This is a genomic window from Nocardia cyriacigeorgica (assembly GCF_029868385.1).
GTDB classification, from domain to species: Bacteria; Actinomycetota; Actinomycetes; order Mycobacteriales; family Mycobacteriaceae; genus Nocardia; species Nocardia cyriacigeorgica_F.
On sequence record NZ_JARWNX010000061.1, the window covers coordinates 220,007 to 242,235 of the forward strand.

The 22,229-nt window shown below is 67.7% G+C and carries 22 protein-coding genes; 13 read left to right on the forward strand and 9 right to left on the reverse strand.

The window, feature by feature from the left end:
• Positions 1 to 122: 122 nt before the first annotated feature.
• A complete protein-coding gene (locus tag QH168_RS22630; protein WP_280236778.1) occupies positions 123 to 1,334 on the reverse strand; it encodes a pyridoxal phosphate-dependent aminotransferase in 1,212 nt (403 codons plus the stop codon).
• A 125-nt stretch (positions 1,335 to 1,459) separates the two neighbouring features.
• Between QH168_RS22630 and QH168_RS22635 the strand changes: the two genes are divergently transcribed.
• Positions 1,460 to 2,008: a winged helix-turn-helix transcriptional regulator gene (locus QH168_RS22635; protein WP_348537609.1), complete on the forward strand. Its 549-nt coding sequence runs from the start codon at positions 1,460 to 1,462 to the stop codon at positions 2,006 to 2,008.
• Between the two features lie 159 nt (positions 2,009 to 2,167).
• Positions 2,168 to 3,211, forward strand: a complete 1,044-nt coding sequence (locus QH168_RS22640; protein WP_280236780.1) for an alpha/beta hydrolase — start codon at positions 2,168 to 2,170, stop codon at positions 3,209 to 3,211.
• A 43-nt stretch (positions 3,212 to 3,254) separates the two neighbouring features.
• On the opposite strand, the gene QH168_RS22645 is transcribed toward QH168_RS22640, so the two are convergent.
• The gene (locus tag QH168_RS22645) at positions 3,255 to 3,488 is read right to left on the reverse strand and encodes a hypothetical protein (protein WP_280236781.1); all 234 of its coding nucleotides are present in this window, start codon (positions 3,486 to 3,488) and stop codon (positions 3,255 to 3,257) included.
• A 237-nt stretch (positions 3,489 to 3,725) separates the two neighbouring features.
• Here QH168_RS22645 and QH168_RS22650 point away from each other — a divergent pair, with 237 nt between their 5' ends.
• The 3 genes from QH168_RS22650 (at position 3,726) to QH168_RS22660 (ending at position 7,702) form a co-directional block, all read left to right on the forward strand.
• Entirely contained in the window at positions 3,726 to 5,075 is a 1,350-nt protein-coding gene (locus QH168_RS22650) for a hypothetical protein (RefSeq protein WP_280236782.1), read from the forward strand.
• Positions 5,072 to 6,466 (forward strand): PQQ-binding-like beta-propeller repeat protein, encoded by a 1,395-nt coding sequence (locus QH168_RS22655; protein WP_280236783.1) that lies wholly within the window; start codon positions 5,072 to 5,074, stop codon positions 6,464 to 6,466. Before QH168_RS22650 ends, QH168_RS22655 begins: the two co-directional genes overlap by 4 nt.
• A 366-nt stretch (positions 6,467 to 6,832) precedes the next feature.
• Positions 6,833 to 7,702 (forward strand): hypothetical protein, encoded by an 870-nt coding sequence (locus QH168_RS22660; protein WP_280236784.1) that lies wholly within the window; start codon positions 6,833 to 6,835, stop codon positions 7,700 to 7,702.
• Positions 7,703 to 7,802: 100 nt separating this feature from the next.
• On the opposite strand, the gene QH168_RS22665 is transcribed toward QH168_RS22660, so the two are convergent.
• Positions 7,803 to 9,422: a hypothetical protein gene (locus QH168_RS22665; RefSeq protein ID WP_280236785.1), complete on the reverse strand. Its 1,620-nt coding sequence runs from the start codon at positions 9,420 to 9,422 to the stop codon at positions 7,803 to 7,805.
• Between the two features lie 424 nt (positions 9,423 to 9,846).
• On the opposite strand from QH168_RS22665, the gene QH168_RS22670 reads away from it, so the two are divergent.
• A complete protein-coding gene (locus QH168_RS22670) occupies positions 9,847 to 12,390 on the forward strand; it encodes an MFS transporter (protein WP_280236786.1) in 2,544 nt (847 codons plus the stop codon).
• Between the two features lie 22 nt (positions 12,391 to 12,412).
• On the opposite strand, the gene QH168_RS22675 is transcribed toward QH168_RS22670, so the two are convergent.
• Entirely contained in the window at positions 12,413 to 14,392 is a 1,980-nt protein-coding gene (locus QH168_RS22675; RefSeq protein ID WP_280236831.1) for a copper-translocating P-type ATPase, read from the reverse strand.
• A 30-nt stretch (positions 14,393 to 14,422) separates the two neighbouring features.
• On the opposite strand from QH168_RS22675, the gene QH168_RS22680 reads away from it, so the two are divergent.
• The 5 genes from QH168_RS22680 (at position 14,423) to QH168_RS22700 (ending at position 16,772) form a co-directional block, all read left to right on the forward strand.
• Positions 14,423 to 14,767, forward strand: a complete 345-nt coding sequence (locus QH168_RS22680) for a hypothetical protein (RefSeq protein ID WP_280236787.1) — start codon at positions 14,423 to 14,425, stop codon at positions 14,765 to 14,767.
• Positions 14,768 to 14,919: 152 nt separating this feature from the next.
• Positions 14,920 to 15,150: a DUF6480 family protein gene (locus QH168_RS22685; RefSeq protein ID WP_280236788.1), complete on the forward strand. Its 231-nt coding sequence runs from the start codon at positions 14,920 to 14,922 to the stop codon at positions 15,148 to 15,150.
• A gap of 54 nt (positions 15,151 to 15,204) precedes the next feature.
• Positions 15,205 to 16,170: a TIGR03557 family F420-dependent LLM class oxidoreductase gene (locus QH168_RS22690; RefSeq protein WP_280236789.1), complete on the forward strand. Its 966-nt coding sequence runs from the start codon at positions 15,205 to 15,207 to the stop codon at positions 16,168 to 16,170.
• Positions 16,171 to 16,239: 69 nt separating this feature from the next.
• A complete protein-coding gene (locus tag QH168_RS22695; RefSeq protein WP_280236790.1) occupies positions 16,240 to 16,566 on the forward strand; it encodes a plasmid stabilization protein in 327 nt (108 codons plus the stop codon).
• Positions 16,567 to 16,571: 5 nt separating this feature from the next.
• Positions 16,572 to 16,772 carry a hypothetical protein gene (locus QH168_RS22700; protein WP_280236791.1) on the forward strand — a complete coding sequence of 67 codons (201 nt, stop codon included), beginning with the start codon at positions 16,572 to 16,574 and terminating at the stop codon, positions 16,770 to 16,772.
• Positions 16,773 to 16,786: 14 nt separating this feature from the next.
• Here QH168_RS22700 and QH168_RS22705 read toward each other — a convergent pair whose 3' ends face one another.
• From QH168_RS22705 to mbp1, 4 genes are all read right to left on the reverse strand, one after another.
• Positions 16,787 to 17,596, reverse strand: coding sequence for an RNA polymerase sigma factor SigF (locus tag QH168_RS22705; RefSeq protein ID WP_280236792.1), 810 nt, complete (start codon positions 17,594 to 17,596; stop codon positions 16,787 to 16,789).
• Positions 17,586 to 18,053 (reverse strand): ATP-binding protein, encoded by a 468-nt coding sequence (locus tag QH168_RS22710; protein WP_280236793.1) that lies wholly within the window; start codon positions 18,051 to 18,053, stop codon positions 17,586 to 17,588. Before QH168_RS22710 ends, QH168_RS22705 begins: the two co-directional genes overlap by 11 nt.
• 138 nt (positions 18,054 to 18,191) lie before the next feature.
• Entirely contained in the window at positions 18,192 to 18,602 is a 411-nt protein-coding gene (locus QH168_RS22715) for an STAS domain-containing protein (RefSeq protein WP_280236794.1), read from the reverse strand.
• A gap of 272 nt (positions 18,603 to 18,874) precedes the next feature.
• Positions 18,875 to 19,126 (reverse strand): microaggregate-binding protein 1, encoded by a 252-nt coding sequence (gene mbp1 / locus QH168_RS22720; RefSeq protein WP_280236795.1) that lies wholly within the window; start codon positions 19,124 to 19,126, stop codon positions 18,875 to 18,877.
• A gap of 217 nt (positions 19,127 to 19,343) precedes the next feature.
• Between mbp1 and QH168_RS22725 the strand changes: the two genes are divergently transcribed.
• Positions 19,344 to 19,577 carry a hypothetical protein gene (locus QH168_RS22725; RefSeq protein WP_280236796.1) on the forward strand — a complete coding sequence of 78 codons (234 nt, stop codon included), beginning with the start codon at positions 19,344 to 19,346 and terminating at the stop codon, positions 19,575 to 19,577.
• A gap of 8 nt (positions 19,578 to 19,585) precedes the next feature.
• Here QH168_RS22725 and QH168_RS22730 read toward each other — a convergent pair whose 3' ends face one another.
• Positions 19,586 to 21,052, reverse strand: coding sequence for an aminotransferase class I/II-fold pyridoxal phosphate-dependent enzyme (locus QH168_RS22730; protein WP_280236797.1), 1,467 nt, complete (start codon positions 21,050 to 21,052; stop codon positions 19,586 to 19,588).
• A 73-nt stretch (positions 21,053 to 21,125) separates the two neighbouring features.
• Here QH168_RS22730 and QH168_RS22735 point away from each other — a divergent pair, with 73 nt between their 5' ends.
• A complete protein-coding gene (locus tag QH168_RS22735; RefSeq protein WP_280236798.1) occupies positions 21,126 to 22,229 on the forward strand; it encodes a glutamate--cysteine ligase 2 in 1,104 nt (367 codons plus the stop codon).

Consider the following 22,229-nt stretch of genomic DNA (forward strand, 5'->3'; position numbering starts at 1 on the left):
GTATGGGCGGTCGGCGGCGCGGATGCGTACTTCGATGCGGGCGAGTCGGCGTTGCTGGCCTGTTCGGGGACCTGTCCTGTGCGAGGTGGGTGCCCCGTTGCCGACCTCGGCGCCGTGGTTGCCTACTGCCGGTAGGTCGCCAGGAAGCGGCCGATTCGTTCGATGATGGCCTCGAGATCGTCGGCGTGCGGCAGGGTGACGATGCGGAAGTGGTCGGGGCGCGGCCAGTTGAAGCCGGTGCCCTGCACGATGTGCAGCTTCTCCTGGAGCAGCAGATCCAAGACGAACTTCTCGTCATCGTGGATGGGATAGACGTCGAGGTCGATCTTCGGGAAGGCGTAGAGCGCACCCTTGGGTTTCACACACGAGATTCCGGGGATCGCGTTGAGCGCTTCCCACGCGCGATCACGCTGTTCCCGCAACCGCCCACCGGGCAGGGTCAGATCGTAGATGCTCTGGCGTCCGCCGAGTGCGGCCTGAATCACCTGCTGGCCGGGGACATTCGCGCACAGGCGAAGACCGGCGAGCATCGTCAGGCCCTCCAGATAGTTCGCGGCGTGCTGGGTCGGGCCCGAGACGACCATCCATCCGGAGCGGAAACCGGCGCACCGATAGCCTTTGGACAGACCGGAGAACGTCAGGCACAGCAGGTCGGGCGCCAGGGCGGCGGTCGCGGTGTGGGTGGCGCCGTCGTAGTAGATCTTGTCGTAGATCTCGTCGGAGAACACCATGAGGTTGTGGCGGCGCGCCACTTCGAGAATGTCGCGCAGCACATCCTGCGAATACACCGCGCCGGTGGGGTTGTTCGGGTTGATGATGACGATCGCGCGGGTGCGTTCGGTGACCTTCGATTCGATATCGGCGACATCGGGGAACCAGTCGGCGGATTCATCGCACAGATAGTGCACGGCCCGGCCGCCGTTGAGGGCCGTCGCCGCGGTCCACAGCGGGAAATCCGGTGCGGGAACGAGCACTTCGTCGCCGTTTTCCAGTAGGGCCGTCATTGCCATCATGATCAGCTCGGAGACGCCGTTGCCGAGGAACACCTCCTCGACATCGATATCGGGCAGTCCCAGCGTCTGGTAGTACTGCACCACCGCGCGTCGCGCCGACAGCAGGCCCTTCGAGCCGGAGTAGCCGCTCGAACTCGGCAGCGTCCGAACGATGTCCTGCACGATCTCCACGGGCGCCTCGAAGCCGAACGGCAGCGGATTGCCGGTGTTGAGCTTCACCACGTGATGGCCTTCGGCTTCCAGTCGCGCGGCGTGTTCGGCCACCGGGCCGCGAATCTCGTACGACACTCCCGACAATTTGCTCGACTGCTTGACCTGCATGGACGCCCTCTTCTCGGTGTGGATGGCGCTACTCTACTTGGAAAATCCAAGTTAGCACTTGGATTTTCCAAGCATGACGATAGAGTGGCGGGGTGCCACGCCGAAACTACGACCACCATTGCGCCGTGAGCCGGGCCCTCGAGGTCGTCGGGGATCGTTGGGCGCTGCTGGTGGTTCGCGAACTCACCGCCGGGCCGCGCCGATACAGCGATCTGTTCGCCGACCTGCCGGGCATCAGCACCGATGTGCTGGCCGCACGGCTGAAAGAGCTGGAACGGGAGGGCATTCTCACCCGTCGCCGGGTGGGCCCGCGCGCGACGACCGCCCTGTACGAACTCACCGCCGCCGGTGCGGGATTGCGGCCGGTGCTGGAAGCGCTGTCGGTATGGGGGACCCCGCTGCTCGGCGAGCGCAGGACGACCGACGCCGTGCGCGCGCACTGGCTCGCGCTGCCGCTGGGACGTGCTGTCGCCGAGGTGGTTTCGACCGGAACGGTCACGGTGCACATCGGCGAGACGACCTTCCACTACGTCATCACCGGGAGCGGGCTCACCCACCACGACGGCGCCGCCGTGGAACCGGATCTCGAGGTGCGCCTCGATCTCGACCTCGCGACCGCTATCGCCAGGGGAACGCGCGAGCTGTCGGAGGTCCTCGCCGAGAGTCGGCACTGAATCACTCCCGAGGGCCGACCGAGCTTGTGATCCGCCCCAAGCTGGGTTCCCGCTGGTCTGGCCAGGTTCCCAACGGTTTCCGAATACCCGGTCACCCCCTTTCGCACTCCCCTACCGTCGAGGTCAGCGACAGGCACGGCGGGTATTCGGAGGTGTCCGGTGAGCATCGGTTCCGCGCGAGGTCGGATGCGGTGGCGGGCGATGAGCGTGCTGGTGCCGTTGTCGATCGTCGCCGCGTTGTGCCCGGTGAGCGCGTCCGGCGCACCCGAGAGTCCGGGGCTGCCCGTTCCGGTCGACGCGCGGCCCGCACCCGACGGCTCCCGGATCGTCGGCGTGGCCGAGGGCGCCGACCGGCTGCTCGATCTACAGGTCCACTCCACCGCGATGGCGACCGATATCACCGTGAAAGTGCGTCCGGCGCCCGATACTTCCGCATCCGCACCTGTGCTGTATCTACTCAACGGCGCCGACGGTGGCGCCGACCGGAACTGGGTGAACGCGACCGATATGGTCGAGTTCTTCGCCGACGAACAGGTCACCCTCGTCGTTCCCATGGGCGGTCGCGGCAGCTATTTCACCGACTGGCGCACCGATGACCCGGTCCTGGGCAAGCAACGGTGGACCACCTTCCTCACCGAAGAACTGCCGCCGATCATCGACAGCGCCTTCGACGGCACCGGACACAACGCCATCGCGGGCATCTCCATGGCGGGCACCGCGGTATTCCAGCTCGCCTTGGCCGCACCTACGCTGTACCGCGCCATCGGCTCCTACAGCGGCTGCGTACAGACCAGCGATCTGAGCGGCCGGGCCCTGATCAGCGCGGTCGTCGCCAGCAACGGCGGCAATCCGGCGAACATGTGGGGCGCGAGCCGCGAGGTGTGGGCTGCCAAAGATCCCTACCTGCACGCCGGCGACCTGCGCGGCACCGCGATCTATGTCTCCACCGGCACCGGCCTCCCCGGCCCTCTCGACACCCTCCCCGCCGCCGACGGCCCCCTGAACCTCGCCTACCAACTCCTCTTCGGCGCTCCGCTCGAACAGGTCACCAACCTCTGCACCCACCGGCTCCGCGATCGCCTGCGCGAGCTGAACATCCCCGCCACCGTCGACTTCCGCGAGACGGGAACTCATTCCTGGGGCTATTGGGAGCAGGACCTGCACCGGTCGTGGGAGTTGTTCCGGGCAGCGTTGTCCGAATGATCGCTTCGGCTCCGTGAGCCGAAGCGATCACCCTCCTCACCTGCTATGCGGTGGTGCCCGACGATCCGCTCTGGAGCAGTCCGAGCAGGTCGACGAGCAGGAACTTCACCAGCGGATTGGTGCATCCCTGGGCACCGCACCCGACGTCGGCGGAGCCGAGCATCGGTCCGTCGACAAACGCCTGCTGCGGGGCGGCGGCGGCAGTCGTCGCGGTGGCGAATTGAGCCGCGGGCAGGAGCGCGGCGGTGATGGCCACGGCGGCGAGAGTGCGTTTCACTTGATCCTCCAGGTTGCTTCGGTCCCCCGACCATCTCGGAGGTTATGGCTGCGGTGGCGCGCCTGCCAGACCCCAATGTGAGGGCCGCCAGCGCTCCGGCCATGCTGGCCGAGTGCTTCGCTGTCTGGTCTGCCGAGCCGGTCCCGCTGCGGCTGCACCACCGATTTCGCGGCACACGACCACCCGCGGTGAGCGCGCGGCCGACTGATCTAATGATCGAGCCGGAGGGAGAACAGGGTGTCGGATACCGACAGCGAAGACAGCATGGGCCGACCGTCGCGGGCGGTGAGTGGGTGGACCACCGGGTTGGTGTGCGTGTCCATCGTGGCCTGCGGAGTGATCGTCGGTGGGCTGTTGCACGAGCCCGAACCGGAGTTGACCACCGCCCCGCCCACGACGACCACGGCTGCGCCGCCGGAACCGGAGGAGGAATACACCTACCTCACGCCGTCGGTGACGTATCCGACGCAGATACCGGGCTGCGACACCGTAGATCCCCCTGGTGAGGGCGGATTGTTCGGGTGGGTCGCGGTGAACGAGTTCGGCTACGACAACCCCGCCCATCCCTGGTTCTCCGGTCCCAAAGCGGTCGCCATGTCGGCGGCCCTGCACGATGCGCTCCCCGATGCGGTCGTTCTCGACTTCGCCCCCAACGACGCCTCACTGTTCTTCCAGCCGATCCTCGGCGACCCCGAAACCACCGAGTTCGACAGCTTCACCAACGCGCGGGCGTCGCTGCGCCGAGGGGACCGGGCGGGCTCGTTGTCGGTGTCGGTTCGCAGGTCCGATGATCCGATACCGTCCTGTGTCGCAGGGCAACTCGACGAACGTCGCAGGCTCGACGATGCCACCGTCGACACCCACGATTCCTGGTCGGAGACCAACGGTGTCCGCACTCTGTCCCGCAGCGCCACCGCGTATCTGTCGGACGGCACCGTGGTGATCGCGCGCGCCACCGACGCCCCCGACGGCAGCGATCCGACCGGCACCGTACCGCTGACCATCGATGAACTCGTCACGTTGGCGACCGTCCCCGGTGTGCGCGTCACCGCCGCGGTACCGCCGGGAACACCACAGCCGCCCGAACCCTGTTCGGTCACCGACGACCAGAGCCCACCGATCGATGAGGCGACGGCGCGACGTCTGGACGCGGCGCTGGCAGAGCTGCCGATGGAAGGCCTGAGCTTCGACCGGCCGCTCGGGCAGCTGCGTCCCGCCGGCTCCGGCCGCGGTGGACTGTGCCAGACCGTCCGGGTCGCCGAGGGCGACCGGCAGTCGCAGCTGAGCATTTCGATCACCACCGGTCGATCCATGCCCAACGAACCCGCGCAACCCTCCGCCGATACCGACACGGTCGCTGGTCGACGGCTGCCGGATGGCTCGGTCATCGAGATCCGCGAGTCGAGATACGCCACCCCCGGGGGCGCCGGCGGGTGGGCACAGCGGTCCGACCGCACCGTCACCGTGACCCGACCGTCCGGCACCGAGGTTCAGGTGTCGTCCACCGCCACCGAGCCCGGTGAACCCCTGTCCACCGCGCGACTCGAAGCGATCGCGGCGGCCCCCGGACTGGAGGTCCAGCGATGAATGCGGGCATGCGCAATCTGGTGCTCGCCGCCGTGGCCGCCGTCGTCACGAGCGCGGGCGCCGTTGCGGTGTTGACGCAGCCGCACGACACCACGCGCAAGATCACCGGTACCGGCGACGCCGCACCCGGTCTGGCCTGGTCGGTCGACGCGGCCGCGACCTATGGCGAGGCATTCGCCGAGTTCCGCGATCCGGCCTATGGCACCGAATACGACCTCGGTGGTGCCGGTTTCATCGACGCCGGTGACACCCTCGTCACGGTGATCGGGGTGTCCGGCGACGATATGGCGCTGCGCGAACCGCGGATGTACGGATTCGACGCGGACACCGGCGAGCAGCGTTGGCAGGCGCCCGCTTCCGACCTGGGTGGTTGCGCGGACGTCCCGGTCGACGGCGCGCTGATCTGCTATACGTCGGTGTCGGCCGAGGAACCCGCGGTGATCGGATACGACCTCGACAGCGGCGCGGTGACCCGCACACCCGTCGATTGGATGGTCTTCGCCATCGCCGCCGTCGATGATCGGGTCTATCTCGCGGAGGGCGATGTCGAATCCGATGATGTCCGAGTGCATTCCGGCACGCTCGCCGATCCCGACGCCCACTGGTCCAGATCATTCGCCATGGGCACGGCATGGGAGAGCCTGCCCTTCGACGCGCTCGATGTCACGCACGGGCAGGGTGTGTTCACGCTGGGTGCGGATCTGGCCGGATTCGACCTGGCGACCGGCGACCCCACATGGAACGCCGAACTGAACGGATGTTCGCGCACCACAACGACATCCGACGCACTGCTCCTGCGTGTCACCACCGAATGCGACGGCTACCGGATCACCGGCACCGATCTCCTCGACCGCACCGGCCGCACTCTGGCCGCCACGGATCGACCGGGCGTGCACGACCTGACGCTTGACCTGCCCACCGACGACACCATCCCCGTCCTCATCGACGACACCGCCTACGACCGCCGCGATGGCACCGTCCGCTGGACCAGCCCCGACCTCGTCTACACCGCGCCCGATTCGGGCGAGGGTGCTCCCGCGATCCGCGGCGCCGCGACCGCGATCCTCGGCGATATCGCGCTCCTCCAGGACCACGCCGCACACACCGTCTCCGGCCTGGATCTGCGTACCGGACAACGCCTCTGGCGCACCGACTCCGACGGATTCGCCTCCGCCCGAGCCTGGGACACCGACATCGCTCTCCTCACCGACACCATCGGGTTCCGCGCCCTCGATCCCCGCACCGGCGAAACCGTCTGGACCGCCCCCTTCCGCGCCATCGACGCCGACCCCGACGCACTCACCGACAATGGTGAACTCACCGCCCGCTCCCCCGGCCACTTCTTCTTCGCCGCACCACGCACGATGATCGCCCTGCGCCCCTTGGATTGAAGCCACACACACTCGGGCCGTGCTCACAACGTGCACCGGACTCCGACTTCGTGGATCGCCGGAGGCGCGAGGGGTGGTCCCCGGAGTGTGGGGACCGGGTAGTCCTCACTGTGGCGCTGCGCGTAGCGATCCCGGCCCGGAAGACGCAGGAGCGAAGGCAGCATCGGGCAGTGCGTTGATCCATCCTCACCACGAACGTCGTAGCCGTGTACCCGCACATCGACATCGCGCTGGAAAGTTTTCACCGATGCGATCTCTGTGATCGGCATCACCACTCGCAATGTTGTCCACATACCCCCAGGGGGTATATGTTCATTTTCAGAACAACAGCAGACAGCACAGCGACAAGCGATAAGGACGACGACGATGAGCGCCAACCTCCACACCGGCCATTCGACGCACACCGGCCAAGCGAGCCACGCCGATCACGTGGCTCACGCCGATCACGTGGCTCACGCCGACCACGCGACCCACACCGGGCACGGCAACCACTCGACCCACGGCGGCTCCGAGTTCCCCGGCGGCCTGCTGATCACCCAGGACGGCTACACGCTCGAACTCGCCGAGACGATCCTTCACCCGGGTGAGGTCGATTTCCGGTTCCGGATCGTCGGCCCGGACGGGCGGGCGGTCACCGAATACACGCCGATCCACGACAAGGAACTGCATCTGATCGTGGTGCCGCGGGAGTTGACCGGGTTCTGGCATGTACATCCCGAGCGGGCCGCCGACGGCACCTGGTCGGTCCGGTTGGATCTGCCGGAGGCGGGTGGGTATCGGGTGTTCACCGATATCGCGCCGCGCGAACTCGGCCGGACCATCACCCTCGGTGCGGATCTGGCAGTGGCGGGCGACTACACACCGCAGCCGGTGCCCGAACCGGCCCGGACGTTCCGGGTGGACGATTACGAGGTCGAGCTGGCGGGCGAACTCACCACCGGCGCCGGGAGCCTGCTCACGCTCACCGTCCACAAGGACGGCGCCCCCGTCACCGATTTGCAGCCGTATCTCGCGGCGTTCGGCCACCTCGTGATAATCCGCGGCGGCGATCTGGCCTACGTCCACGTCCACCCGAACGGCGAACCGGGCGACGGCGTCACCGCCCCCGGCCCGGACATCTCGTTCCACACCGCCGTCCCCGGCCCGGGAACCTACCGACTGTTCCTCGATTTCAAGCACGGTGACACCGTCCGCACCGCGGCTTTCACCGTGCGCACCGAGACGGCGAACCACTGACCGATCCGGCCGGCCGCCGTCCGACGCCGATCACCGAACAGGCCGAGGGTGGCAGCCGACCGAGCCGGGAAGCCGGACATCCAGCCCGTCGGGAAACCGATCAGCGCTGCTTGCTGGTGCGGGCGCGGCGACGGGCGGCCTGCATCTCGGCGAGTTCGCGTTCGAGTTCTTCGGCGATACGGAACTGCCCGGTGTCGTAGATGCTGGTGGCGTTGACGACCTCGTGCAGGGTGGGCTCGCCGTCGGCGGTCGCCTTGCCCTTGGTCTTGCGCCCGCGAGCCGCCTTGGCGGTGTCGGCCGCCATCGCGGCGCTGAACGCCGGTGCGGGCTCGGGCCGGTCGATGCTCACCGTCTGCGCCTGCGCGAGCGGCGTTTTGGCGACCGCGACGGTGTTGGCGCCGTTCTCGGACATCTTGGCCGCCGCCGAGGACGGCTGTTCGACGGATTTGGCGGCACCGTTCGACGAGCTGGCCGCGGTCGAGGCACCCGCCTTCGCACTGCCGACCGAGGACGAACCGTTCACCTTCACCGGCTCGGTGACAGCAGAGGTGGGCTCGGCCGCGGTCCGGGTGCCGTTGACCGCAACGCCGTTGCTGTCCGACGCTGCGCCGTTGGACGCGGCGCGTGCGGTCGGCGAGGCGGCGGTGAGGTCGGTGGAACCGAAGAACAACTCGTCGTCGAACGAGATCGGCACCTTCGGTGTCGTGGGTTTGCCGGAGGTGCGGAACGCGGCGCGCGGGGCGGCGGGCTCGGGGTTACGTTCGAGCACCTCGGTCTCCGCTTCGGGCTCGGGCACGACCTCCTCGACCGGCTCCGCCTCCTCGGGCTCCGAAATCTCTTCCCGCACCACCACTTCCGACTCCATGCCCACCGGCTGCTGGAGCGCGTAGTCCGGCGCGCTGAGCCGGAAGCTGGAGATACTCGGCAGCCGGTTGCGGATCTGTTCGGCCGGATCGGGCAGTTCTTTGACCTGCTCGGTGGCGCGCGCGATGGCCAGACCGTATCGGGCGCTGACCGCGTCGTGGATGAGCAGCGCGACACCGATCATCACCGGTGCGACCGCGTGCACGGCCGCCTCGTACCAGGCGCCGTCACGGACGTAAGGGTAGGTGTTGAGGCTGACGGTCAGTGCCAGCAGGGCGATTTCGGCGGCGGCGACCTTCTGCCGATTGTCGACCACGCCCCATTCCGACACCTTGTTGGTGCCGATCATGATGATGATGAGGCAGACGCTGATCATCGCCTCGATCAGATAGCTGAACCAGTACAGCGGGTCGCCGGGCCCGCCGGGTGCGATGTTCTGTTGCACATTGACCGCCGACCACAGCATTCCCGCGCCGACCACACCGGCCAGCGACCGCAGCGACCACGCGCGGTGCCGGTAGAGCGAGGCCAGTTTGGCGTGCGGGCTGGATTCGCGCTGCTGATTGGCGATTGCCTTACGGGCGAGCAAGAGATCTCGAATGTCGGCCTTCTCGATTTCTTCGGTGGTCTGTCTGGCTCGATCGGACGCGGCGGCGGCGGCCTGGGCCTGTTTCCAGCGTTGCGCTCGGTCCTGGACCCGAATGCGCTCGGCGAGTTCACGTTCGGCGTGCAGCTCGTCTTCCGACAGCGCATCGGTGAGCGCCGGATCGAACTGGTACGCCAGGCGGCCGCGGGCCTTCTCGACCCGCCGCGCCAGCTGCGTGACCTCGTCTTCGATGGGGTGCTCGATGGTCACATCGACTCCCGGCGGCAGAGATCGGATGACGGGCAGGCGGTCACACGTGGCAGTGGCACCCCACATTCATAGTCGATGCACCGTTGTCGGCGAAACCATGGATTCACCAATTTCGGTGACGATGCCGTACCGAGGCCCGATCCGACCGGTTTCGGGTCCGAAATGCCGCGAATGCGCACTGCCCCAAGGCCGTCAGTGGATAGCTCGGTCGAGGTCGACAGCCGCCACGAGCCGACCGACCCCGTGACCGCCGACACAATAGCTGCCTGTATAGTTTCCCGACGCAACTAGTTGCTGTTGCTAAACAACTCTGCGGGGGCGGTGCGGATCCGGTCGAGCGCCGGTACATCCGGCCGACGGCAGCACCGTCCCGCCCACTCCCCTGCCCCACACCCCACGGCTACCAGATCAGGATCAGGCTCAGATGACCACATCGACCACCCGGGCGGACACCGACCACCCGGAGACCGGCGAGGAGACCACCCTGTCACACCGGCAGGTGCTGACCATCCTCTCCGGTCTATTGCTCGGGATGTTCCTGGCCGCACTGGACCAGAACATCGTGAGCGTCGCGATCGTCAAGATCGCCAACAGCCTGCACGGCTTCGATGAACAGGCGTGGGCCACCACCGCCTATCTGATCACCGCGACCATCACCACACCGCTGTACGGCAAGCTCGCCGACATCTACGGTCGCAAACCGTTCTATCTGATCGCGATCGGGCTGTTCGTCATCGGCTCGGTGGCCTGCACCTTCGCCACGTCGATGTATCAACTGGCCGCGTTCCGCGCCTTCCAAGGGCTCGGCGCGGGAGGTCTGATGTCGTTGGCGTTCACGATCATCGGCGATATCGTTCCGGCCCGCGAACGCGTGCGGTACCAGGGCTATTTCATGATCGTCTTCGGTGGTGCGACGGTGCTCGGCCCGGTGCTGGGCGGCTTCTTCTCCGATTACGACTTCCTCGGTGGTATCGAGGGCTGGCGCTGGGTATTCCTGGTGAACGTGCCGGTCGGGGTGCTCGCGATGATCGTGGTCGCCAAGGTGCTCAACGTCCCGCATCAACGGCAGAACCATCGCATCGACTGGCTCGGTGCGATCGCCCTCGCCGTCTGCGTGGTGCCGCTGCTGATCGTGGCCGAACAGGGCAGATACTGGGGCTGGGATTCTACCGAGGCGCTGACCTGCTACGGCATCGGCGCGGCGGGACTGCTGCTGTTCGTACTGATCGAATACCTGATGAAGGACGCCGCGCTCATCCCGCTGCGGCTGTTCAAGAATTCCACTTTCAGCGTCACCATCGCCGGTGGCTTCATCGTGGGTGTGGCGATGTTCGGCGCGATCACCATGGTGCCGCAGTACTTCCAGGTGGTGCGCGGCTATTCGCCGACCAAGGCTGGCCTGCTGATGCTGCCGCTGGTGCTCGGCATCATGGTGGGCTCCGGCGTGGCGGGCCAGATCACCAAACGCACCGGCCGCTACAAGATCCTGCCGGTGGCGGGCACGTTCATCATCGCGGTCGGCGCGGTGCTGTACGCCCAGGTGCACTACGACAGCGCGCTGTGGCAGCCGCTGGTCTACGGCGGCGTGATCGGGCTCGGCCTCGGCTGCTGTATGCAGACACTGATCATCGCCGCGCAGAACGCGGGCCCACGCTCGGATATGGGGGTGTCCACCGCGTCGGCGACGTTCTTCCGGCAGATGGGCGGCACTCTCGGCGTCGCGATCTTCCTGACCATCCTGTTCAATCTGCTGCCGCGCAAGATCACCGAGGCGTTCGGCGGACAGTTGCCGCCCGGATTCGATGCGGCCGCCCTCGGCGCCTTGCAGAGCAATACCAGCGGAATCGCGACGCTGCCGCCACAGGTGCGGGAGCCGATCCTGACCGGATTCACCGATTCCATGCAGGGCGTGTTCTACGCCGCCGCCGCGGTGGCGCTGCTGGCCTGCGTGGTGTTGATGTTCATGAAAGAGATCCCGCTCCAGGACGCACCGGCGCCCGCCACGCGACCCGATCCGGAACACGCCCATGACGCCGCGGTCGCGAAGGACAGCGCGTCCGCATGGGACGAGGACCAGGTGTGGGAGGGCGCGGCGCAGGCGCTGTCGGAGCCGGAACCCGTCCTGGCCGCCGCGGCGGCGCGTCACGCCGAGGCCAATGGGCATGCCGGGCACGACCGCACCGCGACGGCCTCGATCGACTCCGGCGAGGTGTCACTCACCGGACGGGTGCACCGCGAGGACGGACATCCGGTACCCGATGTGGCGCTGACACTGATCGATCAGCGGGGACGTCAAGCGGCGCGCACCACCGGCGACGCGCACGGCGAATTCGTATTCGGGACCGCCGACGCGGGCAGCTACGTGCTGATCGCCTCGGCGAGCGGACACCAACCGGCCGCGGTCAATGTGACGGTCGGGCCCCAGCCACAACGGCTTGACCTCACGCTGCTCGGCTCCGGACGGCTGTCCGGGGTGGTGCGTTCGGCGGGCAGTGGTGACCCGCTGACCGGTGCGACGGTGACGCTGACCGATCAGCGCGGTGAGGTCGTCGCGACGGCGGTGACCGGCGCGGACGGCACCTACACGTGCGAAGGCGTCGTCGCGGGGTCGTACACGCTGGTGGCGGTGGCCGACCATATGCGGCCCGACGCGATCACCCTGTCGGTGCCCGATACCGGCAGGCTGCGCCACGATATCGAGCTCACGCCGATGGCGGTGCTCGTCGGTACGGCCGCCACCGCGGACGGCCGCACGATTTCCGACGCCCAGATCACCGTGCTCGACGACACCGGCGAACTGACCGCCACCGCACGCACCGACGAGCACGGACGCTATACCGTGCCGGATCTGCCTGTCGGCCGGTACACGATCGTGGCGCGGGGCTATCCGGCGGTCACCGGTCAGGTGCTGGTGTCGGGTGGGGAGGTCTCCCACGACGTGCGGCTGGGGTACGACACGGAGAACTGAGGTCGGCAGTTCACGGCCGATCTCAGGACGCGACCGGAAGCTTGTGCGCCGCTGAGGAATCCGCTGTGTTCCCGGCACTGCCCAGCACCGCCGTCGGGCGCAGATCCAGACGACGCAGCAGCTGGGCGTTGATCGCGACCACCACCGTCGACGCCGACATGAGCAGCGCACCCACCTCCATCGGCAGGGTGAATCCCCACGGCGCGAGCACACCGGCGGCCAGCGGTACCGAGATCAGGTTGTATCCGGCTGCCCAGCTGAGGTTTTGGATCATCTTGCGGTAGGTGGCGCGCGAGAGTGCCATCACCGACAGCACCGAGCGTGGATCGTCACCGGCCAGCACCACACCGGCCGAGGCGATGGCGACGTCGGTGCCCGCGCCGATGGCCAGACCCACATCGGCCTGGGCGAGGGCGGGTGCGTCGTTGACGCCGTCGCCGACCATGGCGACGGTCCGTCCCGCCGATTGCAGTGCCTGGACCTTCGCGCCCTTGTCCTGTGGGAGGACACCGGCGAAGACCTCGTCGATCCCGAGCCGCCGCGCGACCGAATGCGCGACGGGAGCGGCGTCGCCGGTGATCATGGCGACGTGCACGCCGCGCTCGTGGAGCGCGTCGACGGCCTGCCGGGATTCGGGGCGGATCTCGTCGGCGAGGGCGAGGGCGCCGACCACCGCGCCGTCGCGGATCACATGCAGCACCGTGGCGCCCTGCGCCGCCCAGGCGGCGGATTCGGGGAGTTCCGGTAGCCCGTGCTCGTCCAGCATGCCGGGACCGCCGACGCTGACCGTCGAGCCGTCGACGCGTGCGGTCACGCCGACACCGTTGCGTGCCGTGAAATCCGTCGCGGCCGCCACGGCGGTCCCGCGCTGTTCGGCGGCGCCGACGATGGCGCGCCCGAGTGGGTGTTCGCTGTCGCCTTCGACCGCCGCCGCCACAGCGATCACCTGGTTCGCGTCGTATCCGGAGGTGCCCGCGGCGTCGATCACCGCGGGCTCGCCCTTGGTCAGGGTGCCCGTCTTGTCGAACAGCACGGCGTCGACGGTGCGCATGGCTTCCAGCGAGCGACGATCGGTGATCAACACCCCCGCCTCGGCCGCGCGTTCGGTCGCAATGGACACGACCAACGGGATGGCCAGTCCGAGCGCGTGCGGGCAGGCGATGACCAGCACGGTGATGGTGCGGGTGACGGCGGCGTCCGGTTCGCCGAGGGCGAGCCAGACCGTCGCGGTGATCGCGGCGGCGCCCGCCGCGAACCAGAACAGCCAGCCCGCCGCGCGATCGGCGAGCACCTGTGCGCGTGAGGTGGAGTTCTGCGCTTCGCTGACCAGCCGCTGGATTCCGGCCAGCGCGGTGTCGGCGCCGACGGCCGTGACGCGCACCCGCAGCGCGGAATCGGTGGTGACGGTGCCCGCGACCACCCGATCGCCCGGCGCGCGCCGCACCGCGACGGATTCACCGGTGATCATGGATTCGTCCACATCGGCCGCACCGGATTCGACGACACCATCGGCGGGCACCCGTCCGCCGGGTCGCACGACCACGAGATCACCTTCGGCCAGCTCGGTGACCGCGACGGTGCTGATCGCGTCGCCCTCGACCCGCTCGGCCTCGTCGGGCAGCAGCGCGGCCAGCGATTCCAGCGCGCTCGACGCCTGCCCCAGCGACCGCATCTCGATCCAATGCCCGAGCAGCATGATCACGATGAGCAGCGCCAGCTCCCACCAGAAGTCCAGCTCATGCGACAGGATGCCGAGCACCGCACCCCACGACGCCAGAAACGCGACCGTGATGGCCAGCGCGATCAACAGCATCATTCCCGGCTGCCTGGCCCGGATCTCACCGACCGCACCGGTCAGGAACGGCCGCCCACCCCAGACGTACATGACCGTCCCCAGCACCGGCGAAATCCAAGTGATCGGCCCGCTGTGCGGCAGCTCGTATCCGATCAGGTCCGCGAACATGGCATTGGCCGCGACCACCGGCACCGCCAGGACCAGCATGATCCAGAACAGGCGCCGGAACTGGGCCACGTGATCACCGTGTCCGGCGTGCTCTGCGTGCCCCGCATGATCACCGTGCGCTGCGTGCCCGGCGTGCCCGGCGTGATCACCGTGCCCCGCTTGACCGGCATGTCCTACATGCCCGCCGGGCCCTGCGTGACCAGCATGTCCTGCATGATCACCGGGCCCTGCGTGACCACCCTGACCAGCATGACCGGCAGCGTGACCGACGTGGTCGTGTTCGGCGTGATGGTCCTGATGCGATCCGCGCTCGGAGCCCATACCCAGATGGTACCCATCCGGGGTATTACGATCGCTCGCCTCGCTGACCGGTCGAAACACGAAGAGGCAATCAGACCGTTCCCGTCCGATTGACCGATGCGGCACCGGGTACGCGCCAACCATGGAACTACTCGTGATCATCGCAATCCCAGTGCTGGTCGCGGCGGTCATCATCTACCGCAAGGCGACCGGAAAACGTCCGAACGCACCGCTGACACCGGACAACGACGGTGAGTAGGCCTGCCATGACATCTATGGATCCCGATCCGTCCCGCATTCCCGATCTCGAACCGGGCGGCGGTGTAGCACCGGGCGCCACGCCGCCCGATACCGCCCAGACCTCCGGGCTGTCGGCGCCGGAACCCGACACCCGCCACCATTTCCCGCTCACCGGCGTCGCCGCAATCGTCGTGACCGCGCTCGTCGTCGGCCTGTTCATCGTGGTGGCGGTGGTGCTGCTGATCTCGCTCGGATAGCCGGGCACCGACAGCGCGCACACGACCACATCGGCACGATCAGGAGGAGGCAGTATGCAGATCGGCTACAAGCTGGCGGCGGAATCGTTCGGCCCGAACGAGCTGATCCGCCAAGCCGTCCGCGCCGAGGCCGCGGGCTTCGATTTCGTGGAGATGAGCGACCACTTCCATCCGTGGCTGGACAACCAGGGCCACTCCTGTTTCGCCTGGACCGCGCTGGGCGCCATCGCGGCCCGCACCGACCGGATCGGGATCGCCACCGGTGTCACCTGCCCGATCCTGCGCTATCACCCGGCGATCGTGGCGCAGGCCGCGGCGACCCTCGCGCTGATCTCGGACGGACGATTCACCCTCGGCGTCGGCTCCGGTGAACGGCTCAACGAGCATGTCGTCGGCCGCGAGTTCCCGCCGATCGCGGTGCGGCAGGCGATGTTGCGGGAGGCGCTGGAGATCATCCGGTTGCTGTGGTGCGGCGGGTACCGGTCCTATGACGGCAGATATCTGTCGGTATCGGACGCCCGGGTGTTCGACCTGCCCGAGAACCCACCGCCCATCGCGGTTGCCGCCGGAGGTCGCGAGGCAGCGCGGATCGCCGGTGAACTCGGCGATGGACTGTTCGCCACCGGGCCCGAAGCGCGACTGGTCGACGACTATCGCGCCGCGGGCGGCACCGGACCGCGCTACGCCGAGGTCGGCATGGCATGGGCGCCCGATGAGCAGACCGCCGCCGAAGCCGCGCACGAGACCACCCGTTGGGCGGTGACCGGATGGAAGGTGATGAGCGAGCTGCCGAATCCGGTGAACTTCGCCGCGGCCACCACCACCGTGCGCGTCGACGACATCCGCGCGGCCATGGCCTGCGGCCCCGACCCCGCCCGTTATCTGGCCACCGCCCAGGACTACGTGGACGCGGGCTACGACCATCTCGTGATGCAGAACGCCGGGCCCGACCCCGACGGATTTCTCGACTTCTACCAGCGTGAACTCGATAAACCGATGCGTGAACTCGTCGCGAAGTGATCCGGTCGTCCGAACCGCTGATTGCGTACGCGCGCGCCGGGTATACGTCCCGCAGACAGGAGGTGTGTCATGCCGAAGGAATGGACCGACAAACAGGAACGGCAGTACGAACACATCAAGGATTCGGCCGAGGACCGCGGTGCGGGCACCAAACGGGCGAAGGAAATCGCCGCGCGCACCGTCAACAAGAATCGCGCCCAGTCGGGCCAGTCCAAGACCGCGAGCCGCTCATCCACCCATGACGTCTCACCACAGCATCGCGGCGGTAAGCGCTCGCACAGCGGATCGCAGGGCCCCACCCGTGACCAGCTGTACAACGAAGCACGTCAGCGCAATATCGAGGGCCGCTCGAAGATGAACAAGGCGCAGCTGGCCCGAGCGCTCGGCCGGTCGTAGCTCCGATGAGCGCCACCGACCAGCTTGCCCATCCGGATCGCCCGCTCGAACCCGATCCGGTGCCACCACCACCGCCGCCGCATCCGGTGCCGGAACCGGAGCCGGTGCCGCCTGCTCCGCAGCCGGGTGATCCGCCCACCCCGCCGATTCCGCCACCACCGGACCCTGGTCCGACACCGGACCCGATACCACCGACGCCGGTCTGAGCCGGGGCGGTCCGTCAGTCGCCCATCGCCTGTTCCCGCAACCGGTCGAGGGTGCGGGACAGGATCCGTGACACGTGCATCTGCGAGACACCGAGCCGCTCGGCGATTTCGTGCTGGGTCAGAGAGTCGAAGAACCGCAGCCGGAGCATGAGCTGTTCCCGTTCGGGAAGTTCGGCGATATAGGGCTGCACGGCCAGATAGTCCTCGACGTAGCGGTAGGACGGTTCCTCGGCGCCGAGGGTTTCACTCACCGGCGCGTTCTCGGCGTCATCGCCGGTCACCGTGTCGATCGAGGAACTCTGATAGGCGTTGCCTGCGATCAACGCCTGGGTGATCTCGACCAGATCCACCTGAAGTTCGGCCGCCAGCTCCCTGGCTCTCGGCATCCGGCCCAACCGCTGCACCAGCTTGTCGGTGGCGGGCCCGATGCCGCGCTGGATCTCCTTGACCCGCCGCGGCACCCGCACCGACCAGGTGTTGTCCCGGAAATATCGGCGGACCTCCCCCATGATGGTCGGCACCGCGAACGACAGGAACGAGGTCCCGCGCGTCACATCGAACCGGTCCACCGCGTGTAGTAGTCCCACCCGCGCCACTTGCAGCAGATCCTCGAACATTTCACCGCGCCCGGCGAATTTGCGGGCGATGTGTTCGGCGAGCGGTAGACAGCGGTCGATCACCTCCGCGCGCATCGCGGTGCGGCGCGGATCGCTGTCGGGCAGGGACGCGAGTTTCTCCAGCAACGGCTCGATGTGGTCGTAGCTGTCCTGGCCCGGCGGGCGGCGCGCGGGTCGTGAATACGCCCGCGACCGCTCAGCTGCCATCAGGTCTGCCGTTTCCGTCGGGACTGCCCCTGCCGTCGGAACCGCCGCGCACCCAGGTGAACCGGGCCGTGGTCGGGTATCCGCCCGCGACGTCGTCGAAGGGCCGCTGCTCGGTCGCGATGGATTCGGTCAGGGTGCGCACGATATGCCAACCGAAGCTGTGCCGGTCACCGACCGATTCGGTCGCCGCGATCGACGATACGGCGACACTCATGCGGTCGTCCCCATAGGTGAACTCGCAGGTCAGTTCCGATCCGGGTACCGCGTCCAGGATCAGCGAGGTCGCCACCTCGTCGAGCGCGAGCCGGATATCGGTGACCTCGTCGAGTGCGAAGTCGGCGATCAACGACACCGTTTCGGCCAGCGCCCGCAACATCAGCAACTGTTCGAGCTGCGCGGGTAACCGGACTCCCACCGTCGTAGTGCCTGTGGCTGTGCGGGATATGTGCTCGGTCATGCCCACCACCTCGGTCCGCCCTGATCCGGTGTCATCTGCTCGCGTACCCGGCCCGGCCCGCGCGAAACGCCGGAGACGGTGTCGAGCGCGGGCTCGTCGACGCAGACCGACCGGCACCGGTGACGGCTCGCCGCGCGGTCAGGTGTCGAGGGCCTCCCGCAGGGTCGGATAGTGCTGGAACAGTGGCCGCACACCGGCCACCTCGAGTACTCGTTCGACGTCTTTTCGTCCGCTCACCAGGCGCAGATCACGTCCGCGTGCGGCCGCATCGACCTTCGCGGAGGCGAGCAGCGTGGCGGACCGGATACTCAGGAACGTGGCCGCGCGCAGATCGAGCACGACGATCGGCCGGTCGGTGTGCAGGCATTTGCGCACCAGATCGTAGAAATCGTCGTACAGCGCGGCGTCGAGTTCACCCTCGACCCGAGCGACAGCGCAGCCACCGTGCACGCCGTCCTGCCAACTCAACCGCCGGATATCGCAGCCGTGCTGCGGCCTCGCCAGCCGATGCAGCTGTTCGGCGATCTGATGTTCGGTCACCAATGACATCGAATCCTCCTGTGGGACAGGGGCTTCCGATCGGTTTCCGTGCTGTGGAGCAGCGGCCGGAACGAGGGACTCGGGAGACGATGTGCACAGTCGCCCCACGTCGGCGTTCCAGCTGTGAAACATGGTCGGCCGGGTCTCGACCTGGCACTATTCTGGCACGCGAACCGCACCCTGTCACCAGCTCGGGCCAGAACCCGAGGTGACCACGACGCACGAGAGCGGTTGCCGGGCGCGATGCCGCGGCAACCGCTGTCGGTTACCACCGATTCGGGTCAGCGGGCCTCATCGCTTTGATGCGACTTCTGCCGCGCCTCGTCGAGATCGGCTTCACGGCGCTGCTTTTCGGCTTCGGCTTCCTTCTTCGCGGCTTCGCGCTGGGAGTCGGCCTTGTTCTGCTGTGCGCGGCCTTCGTCGCGCAGCTCATCGTTGCCGAGTACGGTTCCGGCGGTCTCCTTGACTCGGCCCTTCACGCCCTCGACAACGCCTTCGACGCCCTCGCGGGGACCGCTTGTGGACTCCGACACGATAGTCACCTCCGTGTGATCGGTTCCTGCTGGACAGTCGCCGCATACCCGGTCTCGGTGGTCTCAATCGGAACCGGCACCACGGTCTCGATGGTTTACCGGTGGGCACGCCGGGTAGCGCCACCGTGACGGCGCACCCACCGCCGTCGTCACCCACGATCAAAACCGCCCGTGACGTGCGGACCATGCCCATCGAACAGGAAGAGGGCTGATCACCATGGCGATCTGCGATACCTGCGGCAACGATTACGACAAGACCTTCACCGTCAGCAGGAACGGCAGCTCGTGGACGTTCGACAGCTTCGAATGCGCCGTGAGCGAACTCGCACCGACCTGCGCTCATTGCGGGTGCCGGGTGCTCGGCCATGGCGTCGAAGCCGCCGAGCAGACGTTCTGCTGTGCGCATTGCGCGCGCCGCGCCGGTCACGAATCACTCGTCGACCACGCCTGAGGCCCGGTTCACCGCCGAGCGACGACGCGAATCGTGTCCAACGACGCATCGGCGGCGTCGGGCACATTCATGCCCGCCGCGAGCCCGGAGCGCAGGTACTCGAGCACCGCGTCGTCGAGCAGCTCTCCAGGCACCACCACCGGAATTCCCGGCGGATACGGGGTGAGCTGTTCGGCGGCGATCCTGCCCGCCGCCTCGGCGACGGGCACCGATTCCAGCGGACCGAAGAACGCGTCGCGCGGCAGCATGACCGACTCCAGTTGGATCTGCTCGGGCGAGGGCAGGCGTATCGATGGCGGCGTGGCAGCGGGATCGATCTGCGCGCGCCACGCCGTCACGGCTTCGACCAGCGTGTCGATGCTCGCGTCGTCATCGGCGATGGACAGCGTCGCAAGGATTCTGCGGTGATCGCTGAGACCGAGATCGAGCCGACGATGTTCGCGCAGCCAGTCCGCGGCCTGATAGCCGGTGGCTCCGGTGCCTTCGATATCCATCAGCACCTGCATCCGGTCGAGATCATGGGAGGCCTGCGCGCCGAGCAGCACATCTTCGAGCACATCGACGCCGGGAATCCGATCCAGCTCACGACGGGCGCGTTGGGCGGTGCGCAGCGCGGCGCCGAGCAGTTCGTGTCCGTGCTGCACCATCTGCCTGCGCCAACCGTCCAACGCCGAATAGATCAGCACGTTGGGGCTCGTGGTCATCAGCAGGTCCGCGCAGGCGCTCAGCAGTGACCGGTCGATCAGGTCGCCTTGCACGTGGAACACCGAGCCCTGTTCGAAGCCAGCGCCCATCTTGTGCACACTCACCACGCACACATCGGCTCCGACATCCATCGCCCAGGTGGGCAGCTCGGGATGGAACGGCAGATGCGCGCCCCACGCCTCGTCCACGATGAGCGGTTTGCCACGTTCATGACAGACCTCGACGATCCCGGCCAGATCGGCGCAGGTGCCGTAGGGACTCGGGCTGACCACGAGCGCGCCCGCCGCATCGGGATGGCGGTCCCACACGTCGCGGACCTGCTGCGGCGACGGCGGATGCGAGATATGCCGCTCGGCGTCCCAGCGGGGCGTGATCCAGCGTGGCTGCACACCGGAGAACACCAGACCCGCCACGATCGATTTGTGGCTGTCCCTCGCGACCAGCAGCCCACCGTCCTTGCCGCCCGCCACAGCCATCATCGCCGCTTTCACCGACAGGGAGCTGCCGCAGGTGGAGAAGAACGTGGTCTCGGCGCCGACCGCGTCGGCCATCAGGGCTTCGGCGTCGGCGAGATAGCCGCCGCGCATGAGCCGGTCGTCGAGACCGGGTCCGGCGAGGACGTCGGAGCCGAAGGCATCGGCGCCGATGATCGCGGCCACCCGCTCATCGACCCCGCGGCCTTGCCGATGGGCCGGTGGGGTGTATCCGTATCTGCCCACGCGCCGGTAGTCGGCCAGCGCATCGAGCAGCGGCGCTCGCGCATGGTCCATGCTCGCAGTCCTACCCGATCGGGCCGGAAATATGTCGACCCCACGCCCGGCGGTGACGAGTAGCCTACGAGGAATGGACCCGGCCTCGTCGACAGTCGGCGTTGAAGAGGAATTCCTCCTCGTTGACCCGGACAGCGGTGCGCCCGCGGCGAAGAATGTCGAGGTGGCCCGGTCGGCGAAGGATATCGGCATCGATCTGCAACTCGAATTGACCCGATGCCAGGTGGAGACCAGTACCGGCGTGCACACCGACACCGCCGAACTGCTCACCGAATTGCGCGAATTGCGTAGCGGCGTCGCCGATTGCGCCCGTGCGCACAACACCCGCCTGCTCGCGGTGGCGATTCCACCGACGGTGCCCGAGCAGTTCCCGATCACCGACACCCCGCGCTATCAGCGCATCGCCCGCGGTTTCGGCATGATCGCGCACGAACAGGGATTGTGCGGATGCCATATCCACGTGGGCATTCCCGATCGGGAGACGGCGGTGCAGATCAGCAATTGCTTGCGGCCGTCGTTACCGGTATTCCTCGCACTCACCGCCAATTCCTCGATCTACCGTGGTGCCGAAACCGGTTACGCCAGTTGGCGCAGTGTGCTGTGGCGGCGTTGGCCCAGTGCGGGCCCGCCGCCGTACTTCGCCGACGCCGGGGCCTACGACGCGATGGTGGAGATGATGTTGTCCAGCGGCAGCATTCTGGACAAGAAGATGGTCTATTGGGATATCCGGCCCTCGATCACCTTCCCCACGATCGAGATCCGAGTCAGCGATGTGCCCGCGACGGTCCGGGAGACGGCGCTGCTCGCCACCCTCGTCCGGGCCACCGTGCTGACCGTGCGCGCCGAACTCGACCGCGGCGCCGCCGCACCGATGGTGTCGGCGGAGGTGTTGCGAACCGCGTACTGGAAGGCGGCCCGCTCCGGCCTCGACGGTGACGGCGTCGATGCGGTCGACGGCCGGATCGCCCCCATGCGCGTATTGCTGGCCGAACTGCTCGACCGGATCTCCCCGGCGCTCGCGGCGCTCGAGGCCGAAGACTTCGTCGGCGAGACGATCGCCGCGGTACTCGACGGCGGGAACGGCGCCCGTCGACAATGCGACGCTTTCCGTGCACGCCACGAGATCAGCGATGTGCTCGCGGTATTGCGGGATGCCACGCTGGAAGGTTGCGTGTAA

Bases quoted from the DNA above. Each gene is read 5' to 3' on its own strand.
- QH168_RS22655 (WP_280236783.1), top strand. From the start codon at position 5,072: ATGAATGCGGGCATGCGCAATCTGGTGCTCGCCGCCGTGGCCGCCGTC.
- QH168_RS22735 (WP_280236798.1), top strand. From the start codon at position 21,126: ATGGACCCGGCCTCGTCGACAGTCGGCGTTGAAGAGGAATTCCTCCTC.
- QH168_RS22695 (WP_280236790.1), top strand. From the start codon at position 16,240: ATGCCGAAGGAATGGACCGACAAACAGGAACGGCAGTACGAACACATC.
- QH168_RS22675 (WP_280236831.1), bottom strand. From the start codon at position 14,392: ATGCTGGTCCTGGCGGTGCCGGTGGTCGCGGCCAATGCCATGTTCGCG.
- QH168_RS22690 (WP_280236789.1), top strand. From the start codon at position 15,205: ATGCAGATCGGCTACAAGCTGGCGGCGGAATCGTTCGGCCCGAACGAG.
- QH168_RS22700 (WP_280236791.1), top strand. From the start codon at position 16,572: ATGAGCGCCACCGACCAGCTTGCCCATCCGGATCGCCCGCTCGAACCC.
- QH168_RS22685 (WP_280236788.1), top strand. From the start codon at position 14,920: ATGACATCTATGGATCCCGATCCGTCCCGCATTCCCGATCTCGAACCG.
- QH168_RS22670 (WP_280236786.1), top strand. From the start codon at position 9,847: ATGACCACATCGACCACCCGGGCGGACACCGACCACCCGGAGACCGGC.
- QH168_RS22630 (WP_280236778.1), bottom strand. From the start codon at position 1,334: ATGCAGGTCAAGCAGTCGAGCAAATTGTCGGGAGTGTCGTACGAGATT.
- QH168_RS22660 (WP_280236784.1), top strand. From the start codon at position 6,833: ATGAGCGCCAACCTCCACACCGGCCATTCGACGCACACCGGCCAAGCG.
- QH168_RS22705 (WP_280236792.1), bottom strand. From the start codon at position 17,596: ATGGCAGCTGAGCGGTCGCGGGCGTATTCACGACCCGCGCGCCGCCCG.
- QH168_RS22710 (WP_280236793.1), bottom strand. From the start codon at position 18,053: ATGACCGAGCACATATCCCGCACAGCCACAGGCACTACGACGGTGGGA.
- QH168_RS22715 (WP_280236794.1), bottom strand. From the start codon at position 18,602: ATGTCATTGGTGACCGAACATCAGATCGCCGAACAGCTGCATCGGCTG.
- QH168_RS22725 (WP_280236796.1), top strand. From the start codon at position 19,344: ATGGCGATCTGCGATACCTGCGGCAACGATTACGACAAGACCTTCACC.
- QH168_RS22730 (WP_280236797.1), bottom strand. From the start codon at position 21,052: ATGGACCATGCGCGAGCGCCGCTGCTCGATGCGCTGGCCGACTACCGG.